This window comes from Mucilaginibacter sp. (assembly GCF_028287845.1).
Taxonomy (GTDB): Bacteria; Bacteroidota; Bacteroidia; order Sphingobacteriales; family Sphingobacteriaceae; genus Mucilaginibacter.
Window position 1 is genome coordinate 31,228 of the sequence record NZ_JAQBOW010000163.1, and the last position, 22,896, is coordinate 54,123.

General features: G+C 38.1%; 25 protein-coding genes. 20 read left to right on the plus strand and 5 right to left on the minus strand.

Features of this window, described 5'->3' with window-relative positions; genetic code table 11:
• Positions 1 to 13 precede the first annotated feature (13 nt).
• The 10 genes from JWP71_RS16860 (at position 14) to JWP71_RS16905 (ending at position 7,676) form a co-directional block, all read left to right on the plus strand.
• Positions 14 to 388 carry a hypothetical protein gene (locus JWP71_RS16860; RefSeq protein ID WP_299502404.1) on the plus strand — a complete coding sequence of 125 codons (375 nt, stop codon included), beginning with the start codon at positions 14 to 16 and terminating at the stop codon, positions 386 to 388.
• Positions 389 to 495: 107 nt separating this feature from the next.
• Positions 496 to 1,137: a conjugal transfer protein TraI gene (locus tag JWP71_RS16865; protein WP_299502406.1), complete on the plus strand. Its 642-nt coding sequence runs from the start codon at positions 496 to 498 to the stop codon at positions 1,135 to 1,137.
• Positions 1,124 to 1,816, plus strand: a complete 693-nt coding sequence (locus JWP71_RS16870) for a hypothetical protein (protein WP_299502408.1) — start codon at positions 1,124 to 1,126, stop codon at positions 1,814 to 1,816. The genes JWP71_RS16865 and JWP71_RS16870 overlap by 14 nt, the downstream gene beginning before the upstream one ends.
• 12 nt (positions 1,817 to 1,828) lie before the next feature.
• Positions 1,829 to 2,476, plus strand: a complete 648-nt coding sequence (locus JWP71_RS16875; protein ID WP_299502409.1) for a TerB family tellurite resistance protein — start codon at positions 1,829 to 1,831, stop codon at positions 2,474 to 2,476.
• 64 nt (positions 2,477 to 2,540) lie between these two features.
• A complete protein-coding gene (gene traJ, locus JWP71_RS16880; protein WP_299502412.1) occupies positions 2,541 to 3,758 on the plus strand; it encodes a conjugative transposon protein TraJ in 1,218 nt (405 codons plus the stop codon).
• Positions 3,759 to 3,785: 27 nt separating this feature from the next.
• Positions 3,786 to 4,400: a conjugative transposon protein TraK gene (gene traK, locus JWP71_RS16885; RefSeq protein ID WP_299502414.1), complete on the plus strand. Its 615-nt coding sequence runs from the start codon at positions 3,786 to 3,788 to the stop codon at positions 4,398 to 4,400.
• The gene (locus tag JWP71_RS16890) at positions 4,400 to 4,750 is read left to right on the plus strand and encodes a hypothetical protein (protein ID WP_299502415.1); all 351 of its coding nucleotides are present in this window, start codon (positions 4,400 to 4,402) and stop codon (positions 4,748 to 4,750) included. The genes traK and JWP71_RS16890 overlap by 1 nt, the downstream gene beginning before the upstream one ends.
• A 3-nt stretch (positions 4,751 to 4,753) precedes the next feature.
• Positions 4,754 to 6,034, plus strand: a complete 1,281-nt coding sequence (gene traM, locus JWP71_RS16895; protein WP_299502418.1) for a conjugative transposon protein TraM — start codon at positions 4,754 to 4,756, stop codon at positions 6,032 to 6,034.
• A gap of 10 nt (positions 6,035 to 6,044) precedes the next feature.
• The gene (locus JWP71_RS16900; protein ID WP_299502420.1) at positions 6,045 to 6,866 is read left to right on the plus strand and encodes a DUF4138 domain-containing protein; all 822 of its coding nucleotides are present in this window, start codon (positions 6,045 to 6,047) and stop codon (positions 6,864 to 6,866) included.
• A 39-nt stretch (positions 6,867 to 6,905) separates the two neighbouring features.
• A complete protein-coding gene (locus tag JWP71_RS16905) occupies positions 6,906 to 7,676 on the plus strand; it encodes a hypothetical protein (RefSeq protein ID WP_299502422.1) in 771 nt (256 codons plus the stop codon).
• Between the two features lie 216 nt (positions 7,677 to 7,892).
• Here the strand turns inward: JWP71_RS16905 and JWP71_RS16910 are convergent, their stop codons facing one another.
• From JWP71_RS16910 to JWP71_RS16920, 3 genes are all read right to left on the minus strand, one after another.
• Positions 7,893 to 8,528, minus strand: coding sequence for a hypothetical protein (locus JWP71_RS16910; RefSeq protein ID WP_299502423.1), 636 nt, complete (start codon positions 8,526 to 8,528; stop codon positions 7,893 to 7,895).
• Between the two features lie 3 nt (positions 8,529 to 8,531).
• Positions 8,532 to 11,432: an N-6 DNA methylase gene (locus JWP71_RS16915; RefSeq protein ID WP_299502425.1), complete on the minus strand. Its 2,901-nt coding sequence runs from the start codon at positions 11,430 to 11,432 to the stop codon at positions 8,532 to 8,534.
• A gap of 159 nt (positions 11,433 to 11,591) precedes the next feature.
• Positions 11,592 to 12,377, minus strand: coding sequence for a helix-turn-helix domain-containing protein (locus JWP71_RS16920; protein WP_299502427.1), 786 nt, complete (start codon positions 12,375 to 12,377; stop codon positions 11,592 to 11,594).
• A gap of 174 nt (positions 12,378 to 12,551) precedes the next feature.
• Here JWP71_RS16920 and JWP71_RS16925 point away from each other — a divergent pair, with 174 nt between their 5' ends.
• Both JWP71_RS16925 and JWP71_RS16930 read left to right on the plus strand, forming a co-directional pair.
• A complete protein-coding gene (locus JWP71_RS16925) occupies positions 12,552 to 13,724 on the plus strand; it encodes a hypothetical protein (RefSeq protein WP_299502429.1) in 1,173 nt (390 codons plus the stop codon).
• Between the two features lie 113 nt (positions 13,725 to 13,837).
• On the plus strand, positions 13,838 to 14,005 hold the full coding sequence (locus JWP71_RS16930; protein WP_299502431.1) for a hypothetical protein: 168 nt from the start codon (positions 13,838 to 13,840) through the stop codon (positions 14,003 to 14,005).
• Between the two features lie 65 nt (positions 14,006 to 14,070).
• Here JWP71_RS16930 and JWP71_RS16935 read toward each other — a convergent pair whose 3' ends face one another.
• Entirely contained in the window at positions 14,071 to 14,250 is a 180-nt protein-coding gene (locus JWP71_RS16935; RefSeq protein WP_299502433.1) for a histone H1, read from the minus strand.
• 903 nt (positions 14,251 to 15,153) lie between these two features.
• Between JWP71_RS16935 and JWP71_RS16940 the strand changes: the two genes are divergently transcribed.
• The 8 genes from JWP71_RS16940 to JWP71_RS16975 all read left to right on the plus strand — a co-directional run bounded on the left by JWP71_RS16940 (position 15,154) and on the right by JWP71_RS16975 (position 22,216).
• Entirely contained in the window at positions 15,154 to 15,780 is a 627-nt protein-coding gene (locus JWP71_RS16940; RefSeq protein ID WP_299502436.1) for a hypothetical protein, read from the plus strand.
• Complete coding sequence (locus JWP71_RS16945; protein ID WP_299502438.1) at positions 15,773 to 15,973, plus strand: hypothetical protein; 201 nt, start codon at positions 15,773 to 15,775, stop codon at positions 15,971 to 15,973. Before JWP71_RS16940 ends, JWP71_RS16945 begins: the two co-directional genes overlap by 8 nt.
• Before the next feature lie 4 nt (positions 15,974 to 15,977).
• Entirely contained in the window at positions 15,978 to 16,148 is a 171-nt protein-coding gene (locus JWP71_RS16950; RefSeq protein WP_299502439.1) for a hypothetical protein, read from the plus strand.
• Positions 16,149 to 16,160: 12 nt separating this feature from the next.
• The gene (locus JWP71_RS16955; RefSeq protein ID WP_299502441.1) at positions 16,161 to 17,222 is read left to right on the plus strand and encodes a DUF932 domain-containing protein; all 1,062 of its coding nucleotides are present in this window, start codon (positions 16,161 to 16,163) and stop codon (positions 17,220 to 17,222) included.
• Positions 17,223 to 17,260: 38 nt separating this feature from the next.
• Positions 17,261 to 17,458, plus strand: coding sequence for a hypothetical protein (locus tag JWP71_RS16960; protein WP_299502443.1), 198 nt, complete (start codon positions 17,261 to 17,263; stop codon positions 17,456 to 17,458).
• 281 nt (positions 17,459 to 17,739) lie between these two features.
• Positions 17,740 to 19,752, plus strand: a complete 2,013-nt coding sequence (locus JWP71_RS16965; protein ID WP_299502445.1) for a histidinol-phosphatase — start codon at positions 17,740 to 17,742, stop codon at positions 19,750 to 19,752.
• Positions 19,733 to 20,077, plus strand: a complete 345-nt coding sequence (locus JWP71_RS16970) for a hypothetical protein (protein ID WP_299502447.1) — start codon at positions 19,733 to 19,735, stop codon at positions 20,075 to 20,077. The genes JWP71_RS16965 and JWP71_RS16970 overlap by 20 nt, the downstream gene beginning before the upstream one ends.
• Positions 20,078 to 20,212: 135 nt before the next feature.
• Complete coding sequence (locus JWP71_RS16975; RefSeq protein WP_299502449.1) at positions 20,213 to 22,216, plus strand: DUF2779 domain-containing protein; 2,004 nt, start codon at positions 20,213 to 20,215, stop codon at positions 22,214 to 22,216.
• A gap of 199 nt (positions 22,217 to 22,415) precedes the next feature.
• On the opposite strand, the gene JWP71_RS16980 is transcribed toward JWP71_RS16975, so the two are convergent.
• Complete coding sequence (locus tag JWP71_RS16980; protein WP_299502452.1) at positions 22,416 to 22,835, minus strand: response regulator; 420 nt, start codon at positions 22,833 to 22,835, stop codon at positions 22,416 to 22,418.
• Positions 22,836 to 22,896: the final 61 nt, after the last annotated feature.

Below are 22,896 nucleotides of genomic sequence, written 5' to 3' on the forward strand. Positions count from 1 at the left end.
AAAACTAACCATTATGAAAATATCAACCATTTTAATCGTCCTTACAACATTGTTATTTTACAGTTGTAGCAGTAACAATACAGCAACTGACATTTCAGGCACTTATGTTACACATTTCAAAAACGAATTTAATATTACCGATGACACATTGATTGTAAGTACTTATAGCCTACAAGACAAAATTTATAATATAGAATCCCGTACTGGTTTCCATAAAATAAGAAATGGTTCAGTGCAACCTAAGCAATATCAAATCGAAAATACCAAAGCAAAATGGGATGTGGATAAGAAAGTTTTGGAAGAAACGGAATTAGGTCACCAAATACAATTTATCGCACAAAAATCCATTTTATTGATTGGTAATACTGAATACCATAAAATAAACTAACACATCAATTATTTTCTTTAAACAATTGTTTATCCATGTAATTATGGATGATTAGGGAGGTCTATATGAAAATTTTAAAGATAAAAATCGTTTATGGGCTTGTGTTAATGCTCTTATTTACAACGATTAATACAGTTAAAGCGCAATTTGTAATAGGCGAAGTAATTAAGCTAACGGTTACTAAAGTGATAAAAGCGATTGATCTGAAAGTACAGCGTATGCAGAATAAAACAATATGGTTGCAAAATGCTCAAAAAGTCATTGAAAATCAGTTGTCTAAAACAAAACTGAATGAAATATCCGGCTGGACAGATCAGCAAAAACAACTATATAGTAATTATTATACCGAATTATGGAAGATCAAATCAGCCATATCCTATTACCAGCGCATCAAGGATGTCACTTTAAAACAGGCATCGTTGGTCGCAGAGTATCATCAGGCCTGGGGCCTGTTCCGTCAGGATAGCCATTTTAATGCGCAAGAATTGAATCACATGCAGCAGGTTTATTCCGGGATATTAGATGCCAGCGTTAAAAATCTCGATGAAATATTATTGGTGGTCAATGCTTACAAAACGCAGATGACAGATGAACAAAGGTTAGAGCTGATTAATCACGCTGGCGATCATCTGGATGAGAATTATAGCGACCTACACCAATTTAACAATCAGAATATCCAATTGAGTTTGCAGCGCAGTAAGGATTTAAATGATACACACTCAATCAAAAGGCTTTATGGAATCAATTGATCTGGCCCGTATTCGGGCTGATGAGATCCGCCGGAAAACTAAAAAACTGCTTGCTTTTACTTTAATGACCGTTGTTGCCTCCGCTTTTGCTGCCAAAGTACAAGCACAGACTTTTGCGGAATGGTTCAATCAAAAAAACACGCAAAAGAAGTATTTATTACAACAGATAGCCGCCTTACAAGTGTATTCCACCTATTTAAAGAAAGGTTATAATATTGCTCATAATGGGTTAGGTTCAATATCCGGCTCATTGAAATCGGAAAATGGTTTGCACACAACCTATTACCACAATAAGATTAATATTAATCCTGTAGTCAGAAATAACAAGCAGGTGAATTATATACTGCAATGGCAGAAGGACATTCTTACCCGCATGAGCGATTTAGATAAAATCGCCAACATAACCAATGATGAAAAAAAGTATATCGTGCAGGTGAAGTTTGCCCTGCTTAAGGATTGTGACGAACAGATCACTGAATTGCAAAATGTGATAACGGACAGCAAACTACAAATGAGTGATGAAGAAAGATTGAACCGTATTGGCAAAATACACCTTGCGATGCAGGATAACTACCGTTTTTCAGCTGCTTTTTCAAATCAGGTAAAAGTATATGCCGTGCAACGGGTGCGGGAAAGTAACGATGCGGCAACGGCGAAAAGTTTATATGGTATTCAATAATAAAGCAGGGTTATGAAAAAGTATTTAAAATATATCATAGGTGTGCTGGTCGTACTTGTTTCGGTTAGCAATGCTGTCAAATGCAAGGCGCAGGCACAGGAAATGCAGCAATTGATTTTGAATATCGAAAAGCTGACCCAATTAAAAGGTATCCTATCCGATATGAAAACAGGCTATCAAATCTATCAGCAAGGGTACGGTTCAATTTCATCCTTATCTAAAGGAAACTTTGACCTGCATAGCGTTTACCTTAACGGCTTATTAGCCATTAGTCCGGCAGTTAGAAATTATGGAAGAGTTGCCGAAATTCTTATACAGCAAGCCAGCCTGATTAGTGAATATAAAAGTGCTTATAGCAGGTTTAAACAAAGCGGTACTTTCAGTACAGGTGAATTGAACTACATGAGCGATATTTATGTACAGTTGGTCAAACAAAGCCTTGAAAACCTGGATGAACTGGCCAATGTGCTGACTGCCGGAAAACTCAGAATGTCCGATGATGAACGGCTGCGGGCAATTGACCGCATATATGGCAGTAGTTCAGAAAAGCTTCAATTTCTTCGGCACTTTAACCGGCAAGGGGCCTTGCTTAGTATCCAGCGAAGTAAAGATATAGGCGACACGCGAACGCTCAAACAGCTTTATGGTATAATTAACTAATTCGAATTTTTATGAAACCTCCATTTTTGGAAGCTTCATCACCTTAAAAAAACAATCAAATAAGATGAAAAACAAGGTTTATTTAACCGCAATTATTGCGGTAACGGGGATTGCTTTTCCTTTATTTTCCAAAGCAGAAGGGCTTGCAACTGATATTCAAGGCCTTCAGGGAACACTAAACGGCGTATATAATGATATGCTGCCGATGTGTAGCCAGTTGATCGGTGTAGGCCGGGCAATAGCTGGTTTTGGTGCACTATGGTATATTGGCAGCCGTGTTTGGCGACAGCTTGCATGTGCCGAACCCATAGATTTTTATCCTTTAATGCGCCCCTTTGCCCTGGGGTTGGCTATTCTTTTATTTCCGACAGTGATCGCCGTTATCAATGGCATTATGCAACCGACCGTTAGCGCGACAGGTGGCATGGTACAAAATTCAGATAATGCTATCGCTGCCTTACTGAAAGCAAAAGAGGCGGCAGTAGAAAAAACAGATACCTGGCAAATGTATGTGGGTTCTGATGGTGACGGTGACCGGGATAAGTGGTATAAATATACGCATCCAAAAAGTGAGGATGGAAAAGGCGAAGGCATCCTGGAAAGCGTAGGCAATGATATGAAGTTTGCTATGTCAAAGGCCTCTTATAACTTTCGCAATACGGTTAAACAATGGATGTCAGAAGTATTGCAGGTGCTCTATGAAGCTGCCGCCCTATGTATCAATACCATTCGAACGTTTTATTTGATCATTCTCGCCATTTTAGGGCCTATCGTGTTTGGGCTGGCGGTTTTTGATGGTTTTCAGCATACACTCACCGTATGGCTGGCAAAATATATCAATGTTTTTCTCTGGCTGCCTATAGCTAATATTTTCGGTGCCATTATTGGCAAGGTGCAGGAAAATATGCTCAAACTGGATATTTCACAGGTTCAAAATGCAGGTGATACCTTTTTTAGTGCAACAGATACGGCCTACCTCATTTTTTTAATTATTGGAATCATCGGTTATTTTACCGTACCAAGTGTAGCCAATTATGTAGTTAATGCGGGTGGTGGCAACGGGTTACTGCAAAAAGTAAACAGTATCGTAAGCAGCACTAGCCAGTCCGTTGTTGGCGCGGCAAGTGCGGGCGGCGGTATGGCCGCTGATGCTTTTGGTAATCAAAAGGAAAATACCAGCCAAAGCATGGCATCTGGGGCCGTTTCAAAACCTTACTTCCAGGATAAAGGGCAGGCGGCAAATAGTTATCAAGCCTCAAAAATTGACCCTCAAAAATCTTAATTAAACTCATCTCTTAATCTCAGTCTTATGTTCGCACATCTCAAAAATATTGAAACAGCCTTTAAGCATATAAAGCTGTTTAGCTACTTGTTCATAGGGGCATGTACCTTAATTTCCTGCTTTGCTCTTTTTAAAAGTTACCAGGCGGCAGATCTTGCCGGAAGGCATATATACATATTGGCCAACGGGAAAGCATTAGAAGCTTTTGCGGCAGATCGAAAAGATAATATCCCTGTAGAAGCAAGGGATCATATCAGGATGTTCCATCACTATTTCTTTACGCTTGACCCGGATGAAAAAGTCATTGATGCCAATATCGGCAAAGCCTTATATCTCGCCGATGAAAGTGCTAAAAATCAATACAATAACTTAAAGGAAAAAAGCTATTACAACAACCTGATTTCCGGCAATATCAGCCAGGAGATAACCGTAGATAGCATTCAACTGGATATAAATCAATATCCTTATTATTTCAAATGCTTTGCTACGCAAAAGCTGATCCGTTCTACCTCAACGGTGAACAGAAGCTTAATTACACAGGGATACCTACGCAACGTTACCCGTTCCGATAACAACCCCCACGGCTTTTTGATCCTGCATTGGGAAACATTAGCCAACCGGGACACCACTATTCAACACTAATGATGATGAAATTATTTAAAAACAACAGATCAAAAGAGGCCAGCGATAAAGTCAGTGACCAAATAGCGGCAGTATTGGCAAACCGACTTATTAAAATACAGTGCCGCATCGCCCAATGCCTGAATGCCTGGTTTAATGCCTATTCGGTTAATCAAAAGAAATGGATACTGGTTTCATCGGGATTATTGGTAGCCGGACTTTTAATAACAGGCGTATTCAGTTCATTTTATAGTATCCCGCTTTGGTCGCAGGGTAATTATACATCCGCTCATATCGGCATGGCTTCCGAAATACCCAAGCCAAATTTTAGTAAACATCAATTAATAGATTCTTTAACCATAAAAAAGTAGATCATGGAAACACAACAGGTAAGCGGCCAAACGCCGCAGCACTCGCAGGAGTTTTTAAAAGAACGCAAATTTTTAATGATTGTCCCTTTATTGATCCTGCCATTCTTAACAATGGGATTTTGGGCGTTAGGAGGGGGTAAACAGGTAAACGGCCCGTTTGATACTTCAACTGTTAAAGGGCTGAATACCTCGCTGCCCCAGGCACAGTTTAAAGATGAGAAAGCTGAAAATAAAATGGGGGTCTATCAAAATGCCAAACGGGATTCAGCAGGGTCGGAAAATAGCGGGGTTAATCAAAACTTCGTCCGCTCAATGGGGTTTGATGCCGCGAAAGCCAACCACATAGATTCTATGGGTAAAGGGAATGTGATCAATCCCGGCGAGCCACAAAATATGGCAGATGCCAACGAGTTGAAAATTCAAGCCAAACTTGCGCAGATCAACCGCCAAATCAGCCAGCCGGAGGCATCGCAATATTCAGTCGGGGTAACACATGACCAGCAATCGGGGCCGGATGTAAAAAGGTTGGAAATGATGATGAAAACAATGAACAGCGGTGGCAACGACCCGGAAATGCGGCAGCTCAGTCAAATGTTGCAGCAGATCAATGATATTCAAAATCCGGGGAATGAAAATAGCCGCATACGCAGCCAATCCTTAAAAAACCGTCAACGGGCATATCCGGTAATGGCCGCTAAAGAGGATGACGAAGATGATAACGGTGTATCAAACGATCAGCTATCCGTTAGCTATGCCTCTTATGATGGCGGGGGTAAAAGTAAAAAACGTCATACCGCAAATACGGGGCAGGCACCGGGTAATACCATTCAGGCGGTGGTGCATGAAGATCAGACACTGGTAAGCGGCGCGGTTGTCAAACTACGTTTGGTGGACGGTATTTATGTTAATGGCCGGATGATCCCCAAAGGCAGCTTTGTATATGGGACTTGTGGATTGAATAATGAACGGCTTATCATTAAGATCGCAAGCATCCGCTACTTAAATAATATACTCCCGATTGCACTTTCTGTATATGACCTGGACGGCATGGAGGGTTTATATGTGCCGGGTTCTATTGGCAGAGATGCCGCTAAGAACGGTGTGGGCGATGCTGTCCAATCCGTACAGTTAATGTCCATGGATCAGTCCGTAGGCACACAAGCTGCCGGGGCTGGTATTGAAGCCGCTAAAGGTCTATTTGGCCATAAAGTAAAACAGATCAAAGTTAAAATTAAGGCAGGTTACGAAGTGTTGCTAAAGGATAGCAACGAGAGAGACAATTAAACAGATCATCATGAAAACATTAATCATCATCATATTTCTTGCCACCATAGGGACAGTTTCCTTCGCGCAGGATACCGCATACATTAGCCGGGATAAAACAACGGCCTTATTTTTCAAATCATCCGTTAAGATCATTGGGAAAACACCACCGGATTTTGAAGTCAGGCAGGTTGAAAACGGCTTAATAACGCTAAAGGCGATAAACCCTGATTTCAAATCCGTTAAGCTGAATATACAAGATCAAAATACAAATCAGGTTTATCACATACCAGTGGAGTATTCTTATGGTCGGGCTGGACGGAGAATAGACGTTGCCGGAAGCAGGTCCATAATTACAGTTATCAGATCCCCTGTAAATAACTATGCAGCCATTGGAAGTCAGCTTGCATCCGGCAAACGCTCGGATGTGGTTGACCGGAAAAAGACGGGGGGCGTTAAAGTTTGGGTAAACAAATTATCGCTTGCAAATAATAAGGTGTTTTTCAGGCTGGATGTTCGCAACCGCTCTAACCTGCCTTATGATGTCGATTTCATCCGTTTTTATATCAGGGATTTAAAGACCGTTGCCCGGATGGCAACTCACGAGCAGGAAATTGTCCCTATATATTCAAACCTGAACAAACGCACCACCATATTAAAAAGTAAAGAGATCGCTAAAGTATTTGGCTTCCACCGTTTCTCCCTATCGGAAGATCAGGCATTGAATATTGAACTCTACGAGCGGAACGGCAATAGGCACCTCTATCTTCAAATCAAACAAAAAGACCTGGACAATCTGGAAACGATCAATCCGGCTCCGCCAGCAGCAGCGGTTATACTTGCTGCAAACTAATCAATTAACAGTAAATATTAACTTAAAACTAAGTGAATTATGAACAAGCAAAATTCTGAATTTTTGAAAAAAAGCTTGCTGAACCTGGGGTTTGGCGACAAATTAAACGCTGACCTGGACAAAGAAATGGAGGCGAAAACACCCGAATTTATGTTGGGTATGCAGCAGGAGTTTAACCAGAAAACGATTGATTACACGCTTCATTTCAAGGCTGGCGATAACCAAGATATGTATTTCTTTAATAAATACGATGCGACGATCAGCCACAAGGATGATCCGGCCAAAGATGTAAACCAATCATTTTTTATCAATAAAGGTAGTGGTATCACCGCAAAAGAAGCCTTTAATTTAATGGAAGGTAGAGCGGTTCACAAACAACTGTACAACCTGGAAGGGAATAAATACCAGGCATGGTTACAACTCGATGATAAGAACCTGACCGATAACGGCAATAAAAAAATTAAGCACTACCATGAAAATTATGGCTATGATATAGATAAAGTGATTGCCGGTAAAGGAATAAAAGAACTGAACGACCCGAAAGGTAAAGAAGAATTAATGCGCTCACTCAGAAAAGGTAATGCCCAACAGGTTACCGTTGACCGTGATGGCTCCGAGCAAAAATATTTTATGGCCGCCAATCCGCAATTTAAAACAGTAGATCTGTACGACCATCAAATGAAAAAGATAAAACGGGAAGAAATATTGCAGCCGGAACAGAAGGCAACTAAAAGTTTAAAACAACGTGAGCAGCCAACGGAGGAGCTGCTAAAAAAAAAGCAATCGCGTAAAGCGAAACTGAAAGTTTAATTTACATAAAGAAACAGGTCAAATTTGGCCTGTTTCTTTTTTAAACTTATCTCTGTGAATTTTACTCAAATGGCAATATTAATAGCAACAGCTTTTTAAAGAAGGTAGTACCGAAAACTTGTCTAAAAACATGATGGCTAAAAAGCAAAAACACGAAATCGTATTAAGTTTTACCTCCATACATCATCCTGATAAAGGCGGGGATGATAGACATGATTAATTTTCTATAATATCTTCCGGTAATTTAGAAAATGAAAAAAACATATGATAAACATGGATCACAGTGTTGTCAGCCCGTTTGTGGGAACTTAAAAAGCTACTTTTAATATGAGGCAGCGTTGATGAACTAAAGTCTGATTCGATGTAGTCATACGTTTTTACCGAATTACTTAATGTGGTTAAAATGTTATCCTCTTTGTTTGAGGTAACAAACCCGATCATCCCGGCAAATTCATCCCCTTTACTATATTTTGTGGAAGTAAAGCGGGTTAAACCCTCGTCAAAATATTGCTTATCAGCGAATTTCAGACGTTTGCACTCTATTATAAATTCGAAGCCTGTAATTTTAAACGATATATCTGCCCGTGCTAAGCTCAATTCCGGGGTAAAAACCCAATTTTCCCAATTTAGGTAGATGACCTTTAATTGCAACCAATTTTTCAGCGTCGAATCAATAGTGTAAAGGTCGAGCATGAAACGATCCCTGATGTCATTCTCGGTCGAAACTGTTTGTTCGACCCTATGGTAACTTTCTGCAATAGATTTTAAATAAAGATTTTCGATTAAATCTCTTTTAGATGTAAAACCTAATGCGGATGTGTTTGCCTTGATAAAATCTGACTGAGAAGACATTTATTAATCCTTAAGCTGTTTAATAAATTGACTGACTTCTTCCCTCGCATCTTTTATAGCTTGCCTTACCGTCCAGTCTTTGAATTGATTACTTTTAATAATATAAATCTTGTTTTCTTCATAAAGCTTAACTTTCCCCTCATTCAATACATTAAGTGCATCAGCATTTTGCATTTGCTTCGATTTTACGAAGTTTAATATCTTCAAATTTTCGTCTACAGCTATCGTAGACACTTTATTTACAGGAACAATAGATGCGGATATGATAGCCCCAAAATTTGATGAGATGTGATAACTAAAATTCAGGGTATGTGCATCTGACAAAATCAGCGAAAATGTCTTTTTAAAATTGGCAATGTAATTCTCAATGTCCTTGTGATTGGCTACAGACCTTGAATTGTTGGCTCTTTCAACCCGTATCTGATAAAACTCGTTAATGATCTCCTTTTCATAATCCAACAGATTACTGTTAGAAAGCAGGTAACTGTTAATATGTGCATCCAGATTACGAACATCCACCTCGCTATCCGCTGTATTGATCTTACCTATCAATTTGGAAAGATTAGCTTTTAGGCTGTTCGTTAAGATCAGATCGTAATTAAACGCTTTAATGTCATAGGTCCTTAAGGCTTCTCTTTTTAAGCCCCCATCCCATTGAGACGATATATTATAAATAAAATAGCCGAATAATGATGAGTTTAATAGCGCCAGGTAAGGAGTATGATCTGTGACACCTTTATATTTGAAGCAAAGGACGTCATTCCTAAAAACCATATCTTCGATTACTTTTATACACCTGAGCCTAAAATTATCTTTCCGCCCTGGTCTATAGGCAATGAGTATCCTATCGTGATTAAATAATTCGTTTTCAGTTCGTCTACGTAAAGTTTGATTCCAATTAAATACGCCCAATCTTTTCTTGATCTTGTACCGATCAAAGTCTTCTGACTTGATTAAAGTCCGGTTATGAGGAACTTCACTGGTAGCAACCATATTTTTAGATGGTTCAAAGCCCCTGCTACATATAATGTTTTCATTCGTGGATTCGTTTCTTAATTTGCTTATTAACTCAAAATCCTCATATTCCCCATCAACCAATACCTTCCATAAAAGGTCATGCTTAATAAATTCTGTTTGGTGTATCTCGAATTTATCGCGGCTGGTAAACTGGATAAGATCAAAATTCTCCGCGAAAGGTGTTAGTTTAGGCGAAACATAAAACATATTAGGATCGCTATTTTTATCACTAAACGGGGAAAAAACTAAAACGGCACAAGGCTCACTGGCACCTAATTCTATCTTCTGATCGCCGATGTAACCTATTTCTGTCTTCTTAAATAGAATTTTATTTAAATGCGATAATTCATAAAAAGTATCAATTTTGTATTTTGTCAATAATTCCCGCCTAAAATCTAAAGCATTATCAGTTAAAAAAATGGAATTTTTAACGACCATAACAACCTCCGTTAAAGGGTTGCACCAGCGATTAACGCCTATCAAAAAAGCTTGAGACCGCTCGTAGTTAGCTACATTTTTATATTCAGGATAATCTTGTTCTATGTTATCAATAGCCTCCCTTTCTTTCCTGTTTTCGCCGTTCTCCCCTTCCAAATCTTCAGTGGTAACAGGTACACTTCCCCAAGGCGGGTTCGAAACGATATAATCAAATGTTTGAGCTGAAAATAACTTATCCGTGATTGCATTGCCGTGGATAAGGGTTTTACCTATTAAGCTTGGCAGTATAGGGTGGGCGTGCTTAATTTCGTCGCGAATAAACACCGGGTCTTCTGTTTCCAGTAAAGCAAGATAAAGGCTAAACGCAGCTATTTGAAGCGCCTTGCGGTCAACATCTATACCAAATAGCTGATGCTCTAAAATCCGCTTCTTATCCTCAAAACTCAATGGCCCTTTGTGCGACCTTTGTATTATTCTGAAACTTTCCACTAAGAACGCCCCCGAACCCACGGCGGGATCAAGCACCGTAAGGTTTGAACTTAGATCAGCGTTTGCTTCCAGCGTTTGGGAAAGCATGAACCTGACCAGGAAGGGCGGGGTATAATATATTCCTTTACTTTTCTTATTATCCTCTTTTAAAAACGCTTCATAAACATGGCTTATTAATTGAATGGGTATCTGATCAAACTGATAGGGGAAAAGGTATTGCTGGCCAGATCGGTAATCTGATTCAAAAAACAGCGCAAGTTCGGTAAGAAATTTAGGCAGGATACTGTCCAGTTGAAATTCATCGTATTTGAATACATCGCCATTGATCTTCTTTATCTCGTCAAAAGCCGCCGATAAATTCCCCGGCACTCCGCTCTTTAGAATATTCAGCAGGTAATGCTTTTCAAAAATACCCCTATCCTCCAGGTATTTGATAAACAGGCATCGCAATATCAGTAAATGTATTATATCCTCGTTCCCTGCCCCAGCTAAATTGTTTTTTAGTGCTAATAAGTTAAGTAACAAATCTTTATCTACCTGCTGCCCCCGCTTTTTGAAAGTACTTATAAAATTGAAAAAGTAAGCTGAATCAATATTGGTTTTCGTTATTTCCGATGGAATAACATTTTCAAAGCCAAGTGAGTTAATGCCATAATCAAATGTTTTTAAGCATGTGCTTTTCTTTAGCGGTTGGTTGATGTCCGGCTTATCGTTTACATTGATTAAATAAGTCTTATGATCGGATACTGCTAAGAAAACATTATCCTCACTTTTGTTCCACAATAGCTTGTGGGCGTTATAAACATCCTGTTTAGTTAAGGTTAATATATATTTTACAGGAAGTTGTTTTTTACTATCTGTTGCGTACACGAAAGTACTGTCATCAATACTACCTGATGAAATTTCACTTTGTGTATACCCCAGGGTATTTAAATAGTTATAAAAGTTATTTCTTGGCATTTAATTTTCTACTTACATTAAGTAAAGTTTGAAGCCCTCAATACCTATAAATGTATCAAAAATCGCCGCAAACGTAATCATTAATTATCAACATGTTAGACTTTGGCTGTCCTATTCAGCCGTGGTCAATATATTTACCGGGGTCGCAATACCCTACTTTTATTTCAGCATCAATTGTTTTTTCATATCCATAAGCATTGTTTTTAATTCATCCATCTCGGTGGGTTGATGTGGTAATTCCTGGCTGATAAATCGTTCAAATTGCCATATCTCCAAAACGGCGGAAACATGAACGGTATAAGGTTTATATAGCCCATTATTCGATTCCAACAATAGAACACCATCCGATTGCTGCGTTATATTTTTAAATACAAAATCCTGTTCGCTATTGAAAATAACGATACACGGCGTAGCTTGTTTAATGGTTGTCCAATCGCCTACATAGGAAGCCAGTATGTCGCTACCTTCGGGAATAGGCAGCATCGAATCGCCTATTGTTGGAAACATTCTGAATGTGCGACCTTTCGGCAAGCCGGGAAAGCTATATTTAGGCAAAGCTGCTATAAATTCAGGATCGTGGCAGCCCGCCCGGTATCCCGCTTTTGCTTTGACCGGCACATATTCAATGTTTTCCTTGTTTTCTCTATCAATACTTATCGCCAGCACCCGTAAATTATTACCTTTTGTATAAGGTTCATTCCCTGCAATAAGTTTGTTCAGCTCATCAACCGCCAGTTCTCCAAGTTTTGTCTTTAATAGGTCGTCAATACTGATTCCAAAATAATCCGAAAAGGCAAGTAGGTCTTCTACTGGTGGGTTCACCGTGTGCCCATTTTCATGCGCATTCAACTTTGACCGGCTAATGTGCAATTCCTGCGCCATAGCATCCTGGCTTAAGCGCCGGTGCTTACGTAAAAACCTTACATTATTGCCCCAATTTACCATCAGTCCACTTTGATACCTATGGTATCATTTTAATTTGATACCATAGGTATCAAAAGTAATAATTGTTCTATATATTACATCATTGTTTGAAAAAAAATATCACTAATACTATCAATTTCTTTTCAAGCGAATATGTTCTGATAGTGGTACTTTTGCGATAACCAATCATTCATCATGAGTAATATTTCATTGCTATTAGGTGCTGGGTTTTCCGTTAACAAGGGATATCCTACGGCAAACCAACTAAACAACAAAATCACTTCGTTAAGGGGAGATGAGTTTACGGTCGCACAACAAGGTTCGGTTTGTTGGCTGAAAAAAGGCCAGGTTGACCCGTATATACACGATGCGTCTCACACTTATAAATTGTTCACGCTCGAACTGATCGCATTTTACGTCGCTAACCACGAGTCTTTCAACTATGAAGAATTTTTTGATTACTACACTAACGTCAATCAACCGGGACAAACAGACGAAGCTTTTGAACAATTATGTAATGCCTTTAGAGAGAAGCACAACATCGAAAATGAAAACATTGATTTAATTGGCAGGCACAACAGCATTTTCAACCAGTTAATTTCAGGATTTCTTGTTGATCGTGACGGCACTAAGTTCTATGAAAAGATTCACCACATGGGGCCATACGCCGGTTACAATGGGTTTTTGGGGTGTCTACAAAAATGGGGTAATGAAAATATTGTTCATATAAATACGCTGAATCACGACTTATTTTTAGAATCATTAAATCATACTGATGCCTTACATGGTAATTTATCTGATGGCTTTCAGGAATTAGGTTCGCCCTTTTATGGCGGAATGGAAGACGGTTCAAAAATCAGATTATCATATTTTTCATGTGAATACGACACAAATTTCAGGCTTTATAAATTGCATGGAAGCCTCGACCAATACCCATTTCATCTGATGAATGGTGGAAAGATAGATAGCTATATCAAAATAAAACCGGGCATTGGAGTAACTGATCTCTACAAAGAAGTAACTGATGAAGATGGTAAATTGGCGTATATAAATGATTTCATTAATTACTTTCCTGATTTTCTATCAGGTACCACATCAAAAATATTGCGTTATAGTGATCTCATATATTATGAGGGGATATTCAAGGCTTTCGAAAGCAACTTACAAGCTTCGGATACGTTGATACTTATCGGTTATGGTTGTGGAGATCAAGAAATCAATAATATCATTTTGGAGAATTTTAAAGGTAGGATTTACGTGGTAGACCCTTTTCCCCAACCGGCAACGTTTGAATTTTGCGAGAAGGCAAAAGCTGTACTGGTTCAAAAAACACCGGAGCAAATTGGGTTGGATGATTTTAAAAAATGATAAGGTTATTTAACGACCTCTTATTCAGAATTCTTGAATTTATTTTCAAAATAATTCAGATTACTGCAACAAAGCGGTGATCGTGAGTATAATTCTTTCTTAATTATTACAATATGAAGGAATTACATGATGAAGTAAGCCAGTTTAAGAAACTGGTTGCAAGGCTGACAATGTTTTGCGTGGTGTCAAAAAATCTACGGGATGGTCAAAATGGCTTTTTCCTTAAAAGAATGAAGCGGTTTAAACAACGGCTGCTGGCTGAAATTAACGGGAAACCGTAAGCCCGTTAAACAAATAGAGGCCCGCTAAAAGCAGGCCTCTATTTTCCCCAAAACAATATTGTAGATTATTTCGCGCTGGTTTTTTTAGCGGTTACTTCGGTGCGGATTTCCTGGGCAAGGTTTTTCAGGTCTTGCATTCCTTTGCGGACACGGGTTCCTGCTGCTGAATTGGCATGGTTATAAAATTTTTCCGCGTCTGCTTCTATGGCAGCTACTAACTCTTTTACTTTTTTGAATGTTTCCATTTTGATAATTTGTTTAAGATTAATATATGCTCAACTTAAAATTAAGGTTTAAAGATATTAATTTTTGTTAGACGGACATGCCTTTGCTTTTTCCGGCTTTTTTTGATTGGGGTTTTGTCTTTGCTGACGGCTTTGTCCAGTTTTTGGCTTTGGGTCTGATCCTTCTTTTCTACTTTTTCCCGCTTAACAGTGTTGCCTAATTCGTCCTTAATGTTGAGGGTTCTATACCAAATAACAATACTAATTAAGGGTTATAATGATTGTTTTTTACATCATTAATGGATAAATAAGGACTTAATGATGGATATTTTAAGCATTAATGTTTTCTGATTCGTTTTTATGCTGTCCCTACGGCCAGGCTATACGCTATATCTTTCTCTGAAAGGATGCCACTGCTATCCTTGACAGGGGATTTTAAAAGATGGCCTGCTTAAAGTTCATGCTCCTGCATTTTTGCTATGCTGCAAAAGCATCGCTTTGGTAAACCTGCCGGAAGATGCAATTAAGAGCATCATTCAGGGCTGCACTTGTTTACCCGCTCCATTGCATTACGCCGGGAAAAGCGGCGCTTGCCTTCTCTCTGCACTTAATTTATTGCTAAAAGATCAGACACTTTAAGTAGCTATTTTCCAATCGAAACGGAGAAAAAGGCAGCTAAGGTTTTGCCCGCATTACTAAAAGACTTCTAAAACATCCGCAAAAGACTACGGCATAATGAATTAGCTCGTCCCTCGCCAATTCACCCTGCGGGACTTATTCCGTTTCCTTTTGCCTGCTGCGGGCAACTTTTAATTGCTTTCTTTTTTTCCGTTTTTTCTTTTGAAAAATAGCTTTTTAGGAAAGTCTTCGGGAAAAGGGGGAAACAAGAAAACAAATTTTTAACCCTTTAAAAGCAGTAAAAAAATGAAAACAACAGAAAAAAATGCAACCGCAGTACAAGGTACAGCAGCAAAAAACAACCAAACAGCAAACCGAGTTGAAAACCGCCCAAGCTTAACCCAAAAGGAAGCCAAAGAAGATGAAAACGCTAAAAATCAAACACCTGCCCAAACTCCGCAAGTTGAGGCAAACAACGCCAACGAGGTTAAAACCAATAGCCCCGCTACAATGGATAACCAACCCGTTCACATTGACGGGCAACCCGAAAAACCCGAATTGAAAGAAGAACCAAAGGCAGAGGCGGTAAAAGCGGAAGAACCAACAGCGGAAGTAAAACCCGTAAAATTCGCTTTGAACTTAGAAAGTACCTTAAAAGTGGTGGATGATTTGCACCGCAGGAGCATCCAACGGGTAAACCTGATTGCCCGTATCAACCAGCTAACAGCCTTTGAGGTGGCGTTAACGCAGGAAAATGACGAGTTGGAAGATAACCCGTATCAGGGCTGCAAACTGATTATTAAAGATGATAAGAACCGGGAATTTATTACCACCACACCGGGCTTGATCCGTTTGGTATCCCAATTCATTTTTGATGCTTGCAGCGACAAACTGGCGGACATTGAAGCCAATATCGTTTTTCCTAATGCCTAACCAGTCTAATGCTCCCGGTAGCAAGCCGGGAGCATTTTTAATTTTCACCTTAAAAGATAATCCGATGTACGAGCAATTTATAGAGTTAACCAACCAAATATTTTGGGAAGGTTACGCAGAGCAATTAGCACAGGAAAACCCGGTAAGGTTTCAATTCGAGTTAAACGATTTTATAAACACCTATCAAAATTAAGGCGATGGAAGATACAATCTTTTTACTACTGAAAATAACCATCAAAACCACCCATAAGGATATACATGAGGCAATACGAGAACTGCAAACGAAAACGCAATTAACGGTAAGCAGTACCAAAAAAGTTAAGGTTTTGAAAACAGAGATCATGCAGTTAAAAACTAAAACCCTTTAAATTAAAATTATCATGGCACATCAAATAAATTTCAATCAGAAAACAGGCAAAAACAGCTTTATGAGCGTAAAAGAAAAAGCCTGGCACAATCTCGGGCAGGTGATAGACCGTTACCCGACCAGCAGCGAAGCCATACAACACGCCGGACTGGATTATATTGTTGAGAAACGACCGCTCTTTACGTATGATACAGATAATTATCTCGGCACTGCTGAGATAATTATCCCTGAAATAGCCGTACCTAATTTCTTTGCGACCGTTAGGGCCGACACGGAACAGGTTTTGGGCGTAGTGGGCAATGATTATGAAGTGGTGCAAAACCGGGATGCGTTTTCTTTTTTCGATGCTATCGTAGGCGGTGGCGAGGGTATTTTATACGAAACAGCCGGGGCGTTAGGCAATGGCGAACGGGTTTTTATAACCGCTAAACTACCCGATTATATCAAAGTAGGAAGAAAGGATATGATCGAGCAATACCTGTTTTTAACCACCTCTCACGATGGTTTAGGGAGTATTACAGCCGCTTTTACCCCCATAAGAATAGTTTGCAACAACACGCTTAACGCTGCCATGCAGAGCAATAGCAACGCCATTAAAATACGGCATACCGCATCCGCAGGGGAGCGTTTAAAACAGGCGCATACGCTTATGGGGATCAGCCACGTTTTAGCGGGTGAAATGGAGGGCTTATTTAACGAATGGGCAAAGGCGCGTATCACCGATACCGAAGTGAAAAAATTAATACAAATTGCAATGGCACCTAATAAAGAAGTGCTGACCAACTTAGCCGAAGGTAAATTAGACCTGTTATCTACCCATTACACCAACATCGTAGATAATGTGTATGAATATGCTTTGGCAAGCCATACCCAGCAATTGGAAACTACCGCCGGAACGGTGTTTGGTGCTTATAATGCGGTAACGGGCTATTTTCAAAATGTGCGCAGTTTTAAAAGTGATGAAGCAAAGTTTAAATCCATTATGGATGGAACTGCCAAGCAACGGGCGCAAACCACTTTTGATCTTTGTAGCGATTTTGTAAAGCACGGAGGCGAAGCGCTGATTTATAATTGATAACCAAGGGGGAGCGATCCCCCTTTAATTTTTATAACATGAGTATTTTAGCAGATAAAACAGATTTTAAGGTTTTGAAAATCATATCAAAATGCCTTAAACAGCTTGATGAAATAAATAATCTAAATTTAAACGTGACCAAAACGGATGATTTTGAAATTAGCCTTGCAACAAATATGCTAAAAAGCGTAATTGATAATAATGAGCAGGTTATAAATATAAATCCTGCTACATAGATCATTTTTCCTTAAACCTATTACAGGGGGAGCAATCCCCCTTAGTGTGAAAATTGCCCGGCGGCGGGCTACGCCCGCCCGGAAGAACACCCCCTGTTTTCCTATTATTTGATGATCTTTGGTGAAAACAGGGGGTGGTTTGAAGTAAAAGGCTATTAAATTAAACAAGCAATACATAATAAGATAAATCAATTATTAAAAACATAAATTTATAAGGGGGGATTTTGAAAACCAGTTTAAATGTGTTAGGTTTAAATAACCAATCCTATACCCAAATCAAATTGAAAAAGATTGATTTACACATTCACACTAAATCTTCAATAAGTGACGCCGCATTTGAATTTAGCCTTGCAAGTCTACAGGGGTACGTTACCAAGTCTGAAATTGACTGCATTGCAATTACTAATCACAATTTATTTGATTTAAGGCAATTTGAGGAAATCAGATCCAATTTACGTATTAAAGTATTTCCTGGTATTGAAATCAATCTTGAAAGTGGGCACTTACTATTAATATCAGATATTGTTGCCTTGGAAGAATTTGAGATTCAATGCAATATGGTTGAAGCTGAGATAGTAAACAAGAACGATTCTATATCTGTTGAAACGTTCAAAATAATTTTTCCAGACTTAAGTAAGTATTTATTAATCCCACACTCCGATAAGAATCCTATTATTTCAAAAGAGACTATTAACAAGTTAAGTCCTCATATCTATGCAGGCGAAGTAACAAGTCCTTCCAAGTTTAAAATGTGTATTCAAGATGTCACTAAGCTAACGCCAGTAATATTTAGTGATGTTAGAATTATTGAAAATATGTCACCCTATCCTACTAAAGCTACTTTTGTAGACATCGGCGACTTAACACTGATGGGGCTAAAATTTTGCCTTCGAGACAAAACAAAGGTGTTTCTTTCTAAAGATGACGGTAACGAACGTTTTCAAGCCACAGATGACGGTTTATATTTGTCCACTGGTTTAAATGTAATATTAGGCGAAAGATCTTCTGGAAAATCATACACGCTAAATAAAATTAAGTCTGCGTTCACAGATAATATTAAATATATCGAACAGTTTGCTCTATTGCAAAATGACGAGGAAAAGTTTAAAACGTTAATGTCAAATCGCAATAGCGATGTTAGTGAGCGATTCCTGAAAGAATTTAAACATGTCGTTGACGATGTTATAAATATTGACTATACAGCTAATAAATCAGAAATAGGTCAATATCTTGATAGCTTAATTAGATATGCCTCGGATAGTCATAAACATGATAGCTTTTCCCGCGCGAGACTTTTTGATGAAGTACAGTTTTCTATCTCAGAGTTAAAAGGTCTCAGTGACTTAATCGAGGCTACGGCAAAATTAATTGATAATACATCCTATAGTCAAATAATAGTTAAGCATTTAAATATTGAAAATCTTAAAAAGTTAATATGTGAATTGATTGAAAACTACATTGATAGTTATGAATTGAATTTGAAAAGAAATTGGGTCAATGAGTTAGTTAATAAAATAAAAGATGATTTAAAACTTAAAACCACAATTGTTCCACCTAATGAAATTGATTTATATAACAGCATTTGGGAAAATTATAAAGTCAAGAAATTTATTAAAATTGTGGATGAAATTAGGAAAGAAAGAGAAATTGAGCGGAAAGAATTTGGTTCATTTAAGGTAGTTGTTTCAACAAAGAAGTTTACCGGTGCTCAAAGAATGAAAACAATAAGCAAAACCCAATTAACATTTACGGAAGCATTTAACAAGTATAATGGTCCCGGTTCATTTCTTAAAGCTCTCAAAGAAACGGGACTACCACCTACAGAAATTCATAAATTCTTTGTGGATATTGATTACATAACCTTAAATAGAGATAACTTTTCTGTCTCTGGTGGTGAGCGTTCGGAATTTAATCTATTGCATGAAATAAAAGATGCTATGCGCTATGAAATGTTATTAATAGATGAGCCTGAATCCTCATTTGATAACTTGTTCTTAAAAAGTGAAGTAAACAAATTATTAAAGGACATCTCTGCGCATATCCCAGTAATTCTTGTAACACATAACAGCACGGTTGGAGCGTCAATAAGTCCTGATTATATTGTTTACACTCGTAAAAGTGTTAGTCAGAGTGTAGTAAAATATCAGGTATTTTCCGGATACCCATCCGATAAACAACTAAAATGTGTTGACGGCGAAGTAGTAGACAATTACGGAGTGATGATGGCCTGTTTAGAGGCTGGTGAGCAACCTTACGAAGAGAGAAATAAAACTTATGGATTACTTAAAAATTGACGATAATAAAGCTTTCTTTAATAGAAGAGAGAACGATAAAGATTATTGGCACTCAATCGACGAAATTAACAAGGAGGATTTATTTAAACTTTTGAACTTAGCTGTTGAAAGCGATTTTAAAATGGATGAATATGACGAGAAATTATTGCAAAATAAAGCGCATCAGATTATATACAAACACCTTCATGCAAAATTCGCTGAGATTCTATTAAATAAAAACAAGTTTAAAGATGATAGCGAGAATCTATATAAAGAAGCATGGGAAAAATATAGGCAAACGGAAAATGTAAATGGATCTTCCGAAACTCCCGGCCAAGCTGTTTAAAACACTTTAAATCATTAAGATCCGAAGTATATTAAATATAAAGATAGAATAACAAATCAATATTCGCCTTGCGGCATATATTTTAACGAGCGGAATAGATAATTATGAGCAGGTGATACTTATAAACCCCAATCAATGTCAGGTCAGAGATATTTAACAAAATCCAAATTAAAACTTGCATTAGAATGTCCAACTAAGCTTTTTTATAATTCAAAAAAAGAGTATCCTGATAAAAAGATCCAGGACACTTTTTTGGAAGCTTTGGCCAATGGTGGATTTCAGGTCGGTGAACTTGCGAAATGTTATTTTCCAGGCGGAATTAAAATCGACGAACTTGATTATGACAAAGCACTTCTAAAAACCAATGAACTGTTACTTTTAGATAAGGTAACCATTTATGAAGCTGCTTTCTGTTTTGATTTGTTTTTTATCAGGGCAGACATCGTTGTCAAAGACGGGAACAGCCTGAAATTATTTGAAGTTAAGGCAAAATCATACGATCCGACAAACTTAAAAGCATCAATTTTAAATGCCAATGGAATTTCTCCAAAATGGCAACCCTATGTTTATGATGTTACTTTCCAAAAGTATGTGATCTCCCGTTCCAGGCCCGATTTAAAGGTTAAGGCGTTTTTGATGTTGGCAGATAAAAGTAAAAAGACATCGGTTGACGGTCTGAATCAACATTTTCATATTCAAAAGAATAGGGATAATAAAGTTTCAGTCAAGGTATCAGGGGATGTTTCACCCGCAGCTATTGGACAAGAAATCCTTTGTCGTGTCAATATAGATGAACTGGCAGATATGCTGCTAAAAGATGACCCGTTGTATAATGATGATACCAAATCGTTTAGAGAATGGATTGATTTTTTTGCCCAAAAATATAAATCTGATGAACGCATACAGGGCAAAATAAGAGCGTATTGTAAGACCTGCGAGTTTCGCGCTACGCCGGAGCAAGAAGCTTTAGGTTTAAAAAATGGGTATAAGGAATGCTGGAAAAGCGTCAATGGCTTTACCGAGGAGGACTTTTTAAAACCATCTATACTTAATGTTTGGGACTTTAGGAAAAAAAATGAGTACCTGGATAATAACATATTTTTTCAATCTCAATTAAGTAGAATTGACTTGGAAGGTCAGAAACCCCAATTTAATACTGAACCAGGCCTAAGCCGGGTTGATCGTCAGGAATTACAGGTACAGAAATCAAAAGACAAGGACTTATCGAACTATTTTGATGATGAAGGATTTAAGCAGATTTCTTCAACCCTTACCTATCCGCTACACTTCATAGATTTTGAAACCTCTGCTGTGGCTATTCCATTTAACGCGAACCGGAGGCCTTATGAACAGATCGCTTTTCAGTTTTCACATCATGTGCTTCATCAGGACGGCACTATTGAACATAAAGGGCAGTGGCTAAATACGGAGGGCAGCTTTCCCAATTTTGAATTTATCAGGAAACTTAAAGCGGATCTTGATGGAGATAGCGGCAATATTTTTCGGTATGCTGCCCATGAAAATTCTATACTTAACGCTATTCACCGGCAGCTAAGAGAATCATCTGAACCGGATGCCAATGAATTATGTTCATGGATTGAAACAATTAGTAAATCCACGGGGGACAGTACCGTAAAATGGGAAGGCACCCGGAACATGATAGATTTATTGGATTGGGTTAAGAAATTTTATTATTCTCCACTCACCAACGGATCAAATTCCATTAAAGATATTTTACCAGCGATACTAAACAACAGCCCATTCCTTCAGGAAAAGTATAGCCGCCCCATCTATAAAGACAAAAATCAGAGTTTAAATTTTAGTGAAAAGGTATGGATCGACCTGGATAACCAGGGTAAGGTAATCAGCCCTTATAAACAACTGAAGTCTATATTCGCAGGAATAGATGAATCCTTATTAGACGATTTGCTGATGGATGAGGAGGCTGAGTTAAGTGATGGAGGTGCAGCAATGATGGCTTATGCCCAAATGCAGTTTACAGAAATGAAACCGGAGGAAAGGAAACCTATCCATTCATCGCTTTTAAAATATTGCGAACTGGATACATTGGCAATGGTGATGATTTGGGAAGATTGGCAACAACAACTTAAAGTTCGCGAAGCAAACGTTAAGTTATAAAATAGGAGGCATTTAACTGACTCATGTGTTGTGTTTTTTGTGGTTTTAAATCTCCATGCAAACTGACAAAGAATTTGAAATTGACATTCAGGGGCTAAAATCCCTTGTTTCCCTATTATTTGATGCTCTTTGGTGAAAACACGGGGCGCTTTTAAGACATTTTGAAGGTGCGTGAATATTTGAAGAATGACATCATCTTTTAATCCAAAAGCGAATCGTTTTCAAGTTCTTTTTCTAACTTTTCAAAAAAATCCGCTTTGGAAATTGGCTTGAGAAGATATCCCTTTAATACAGGATAATTTGAAACCCTATCTAAATCAAATTTACTGGTAGAAAATGTACAGATGTAAATGGTTATCAATTCCTTTTTAAAGTCATTTACCATAAATTTATCTAGAAACTGCCACCCATCCATGTAAGGCATATTTAAATCTAAAAACACTAAATCAGGTATTTTATCCGGTTCGTCCTTGTTTTCTAAAAAATATTGAATGGCTTCTTCACCATCATGAAACTGGAGGATGTGTTCGACCTTGTTGCTTAACTCTAACGTTTTTTTTGTAGAGAACTGAAAAAAGGCATCATCATCAATAATACTTACTATTTCGATTTTTTTCATTGGAATAATTTTTAAAGACCATTTAACGACATAACTACTATTTTAATTGGTAATCTTCAGT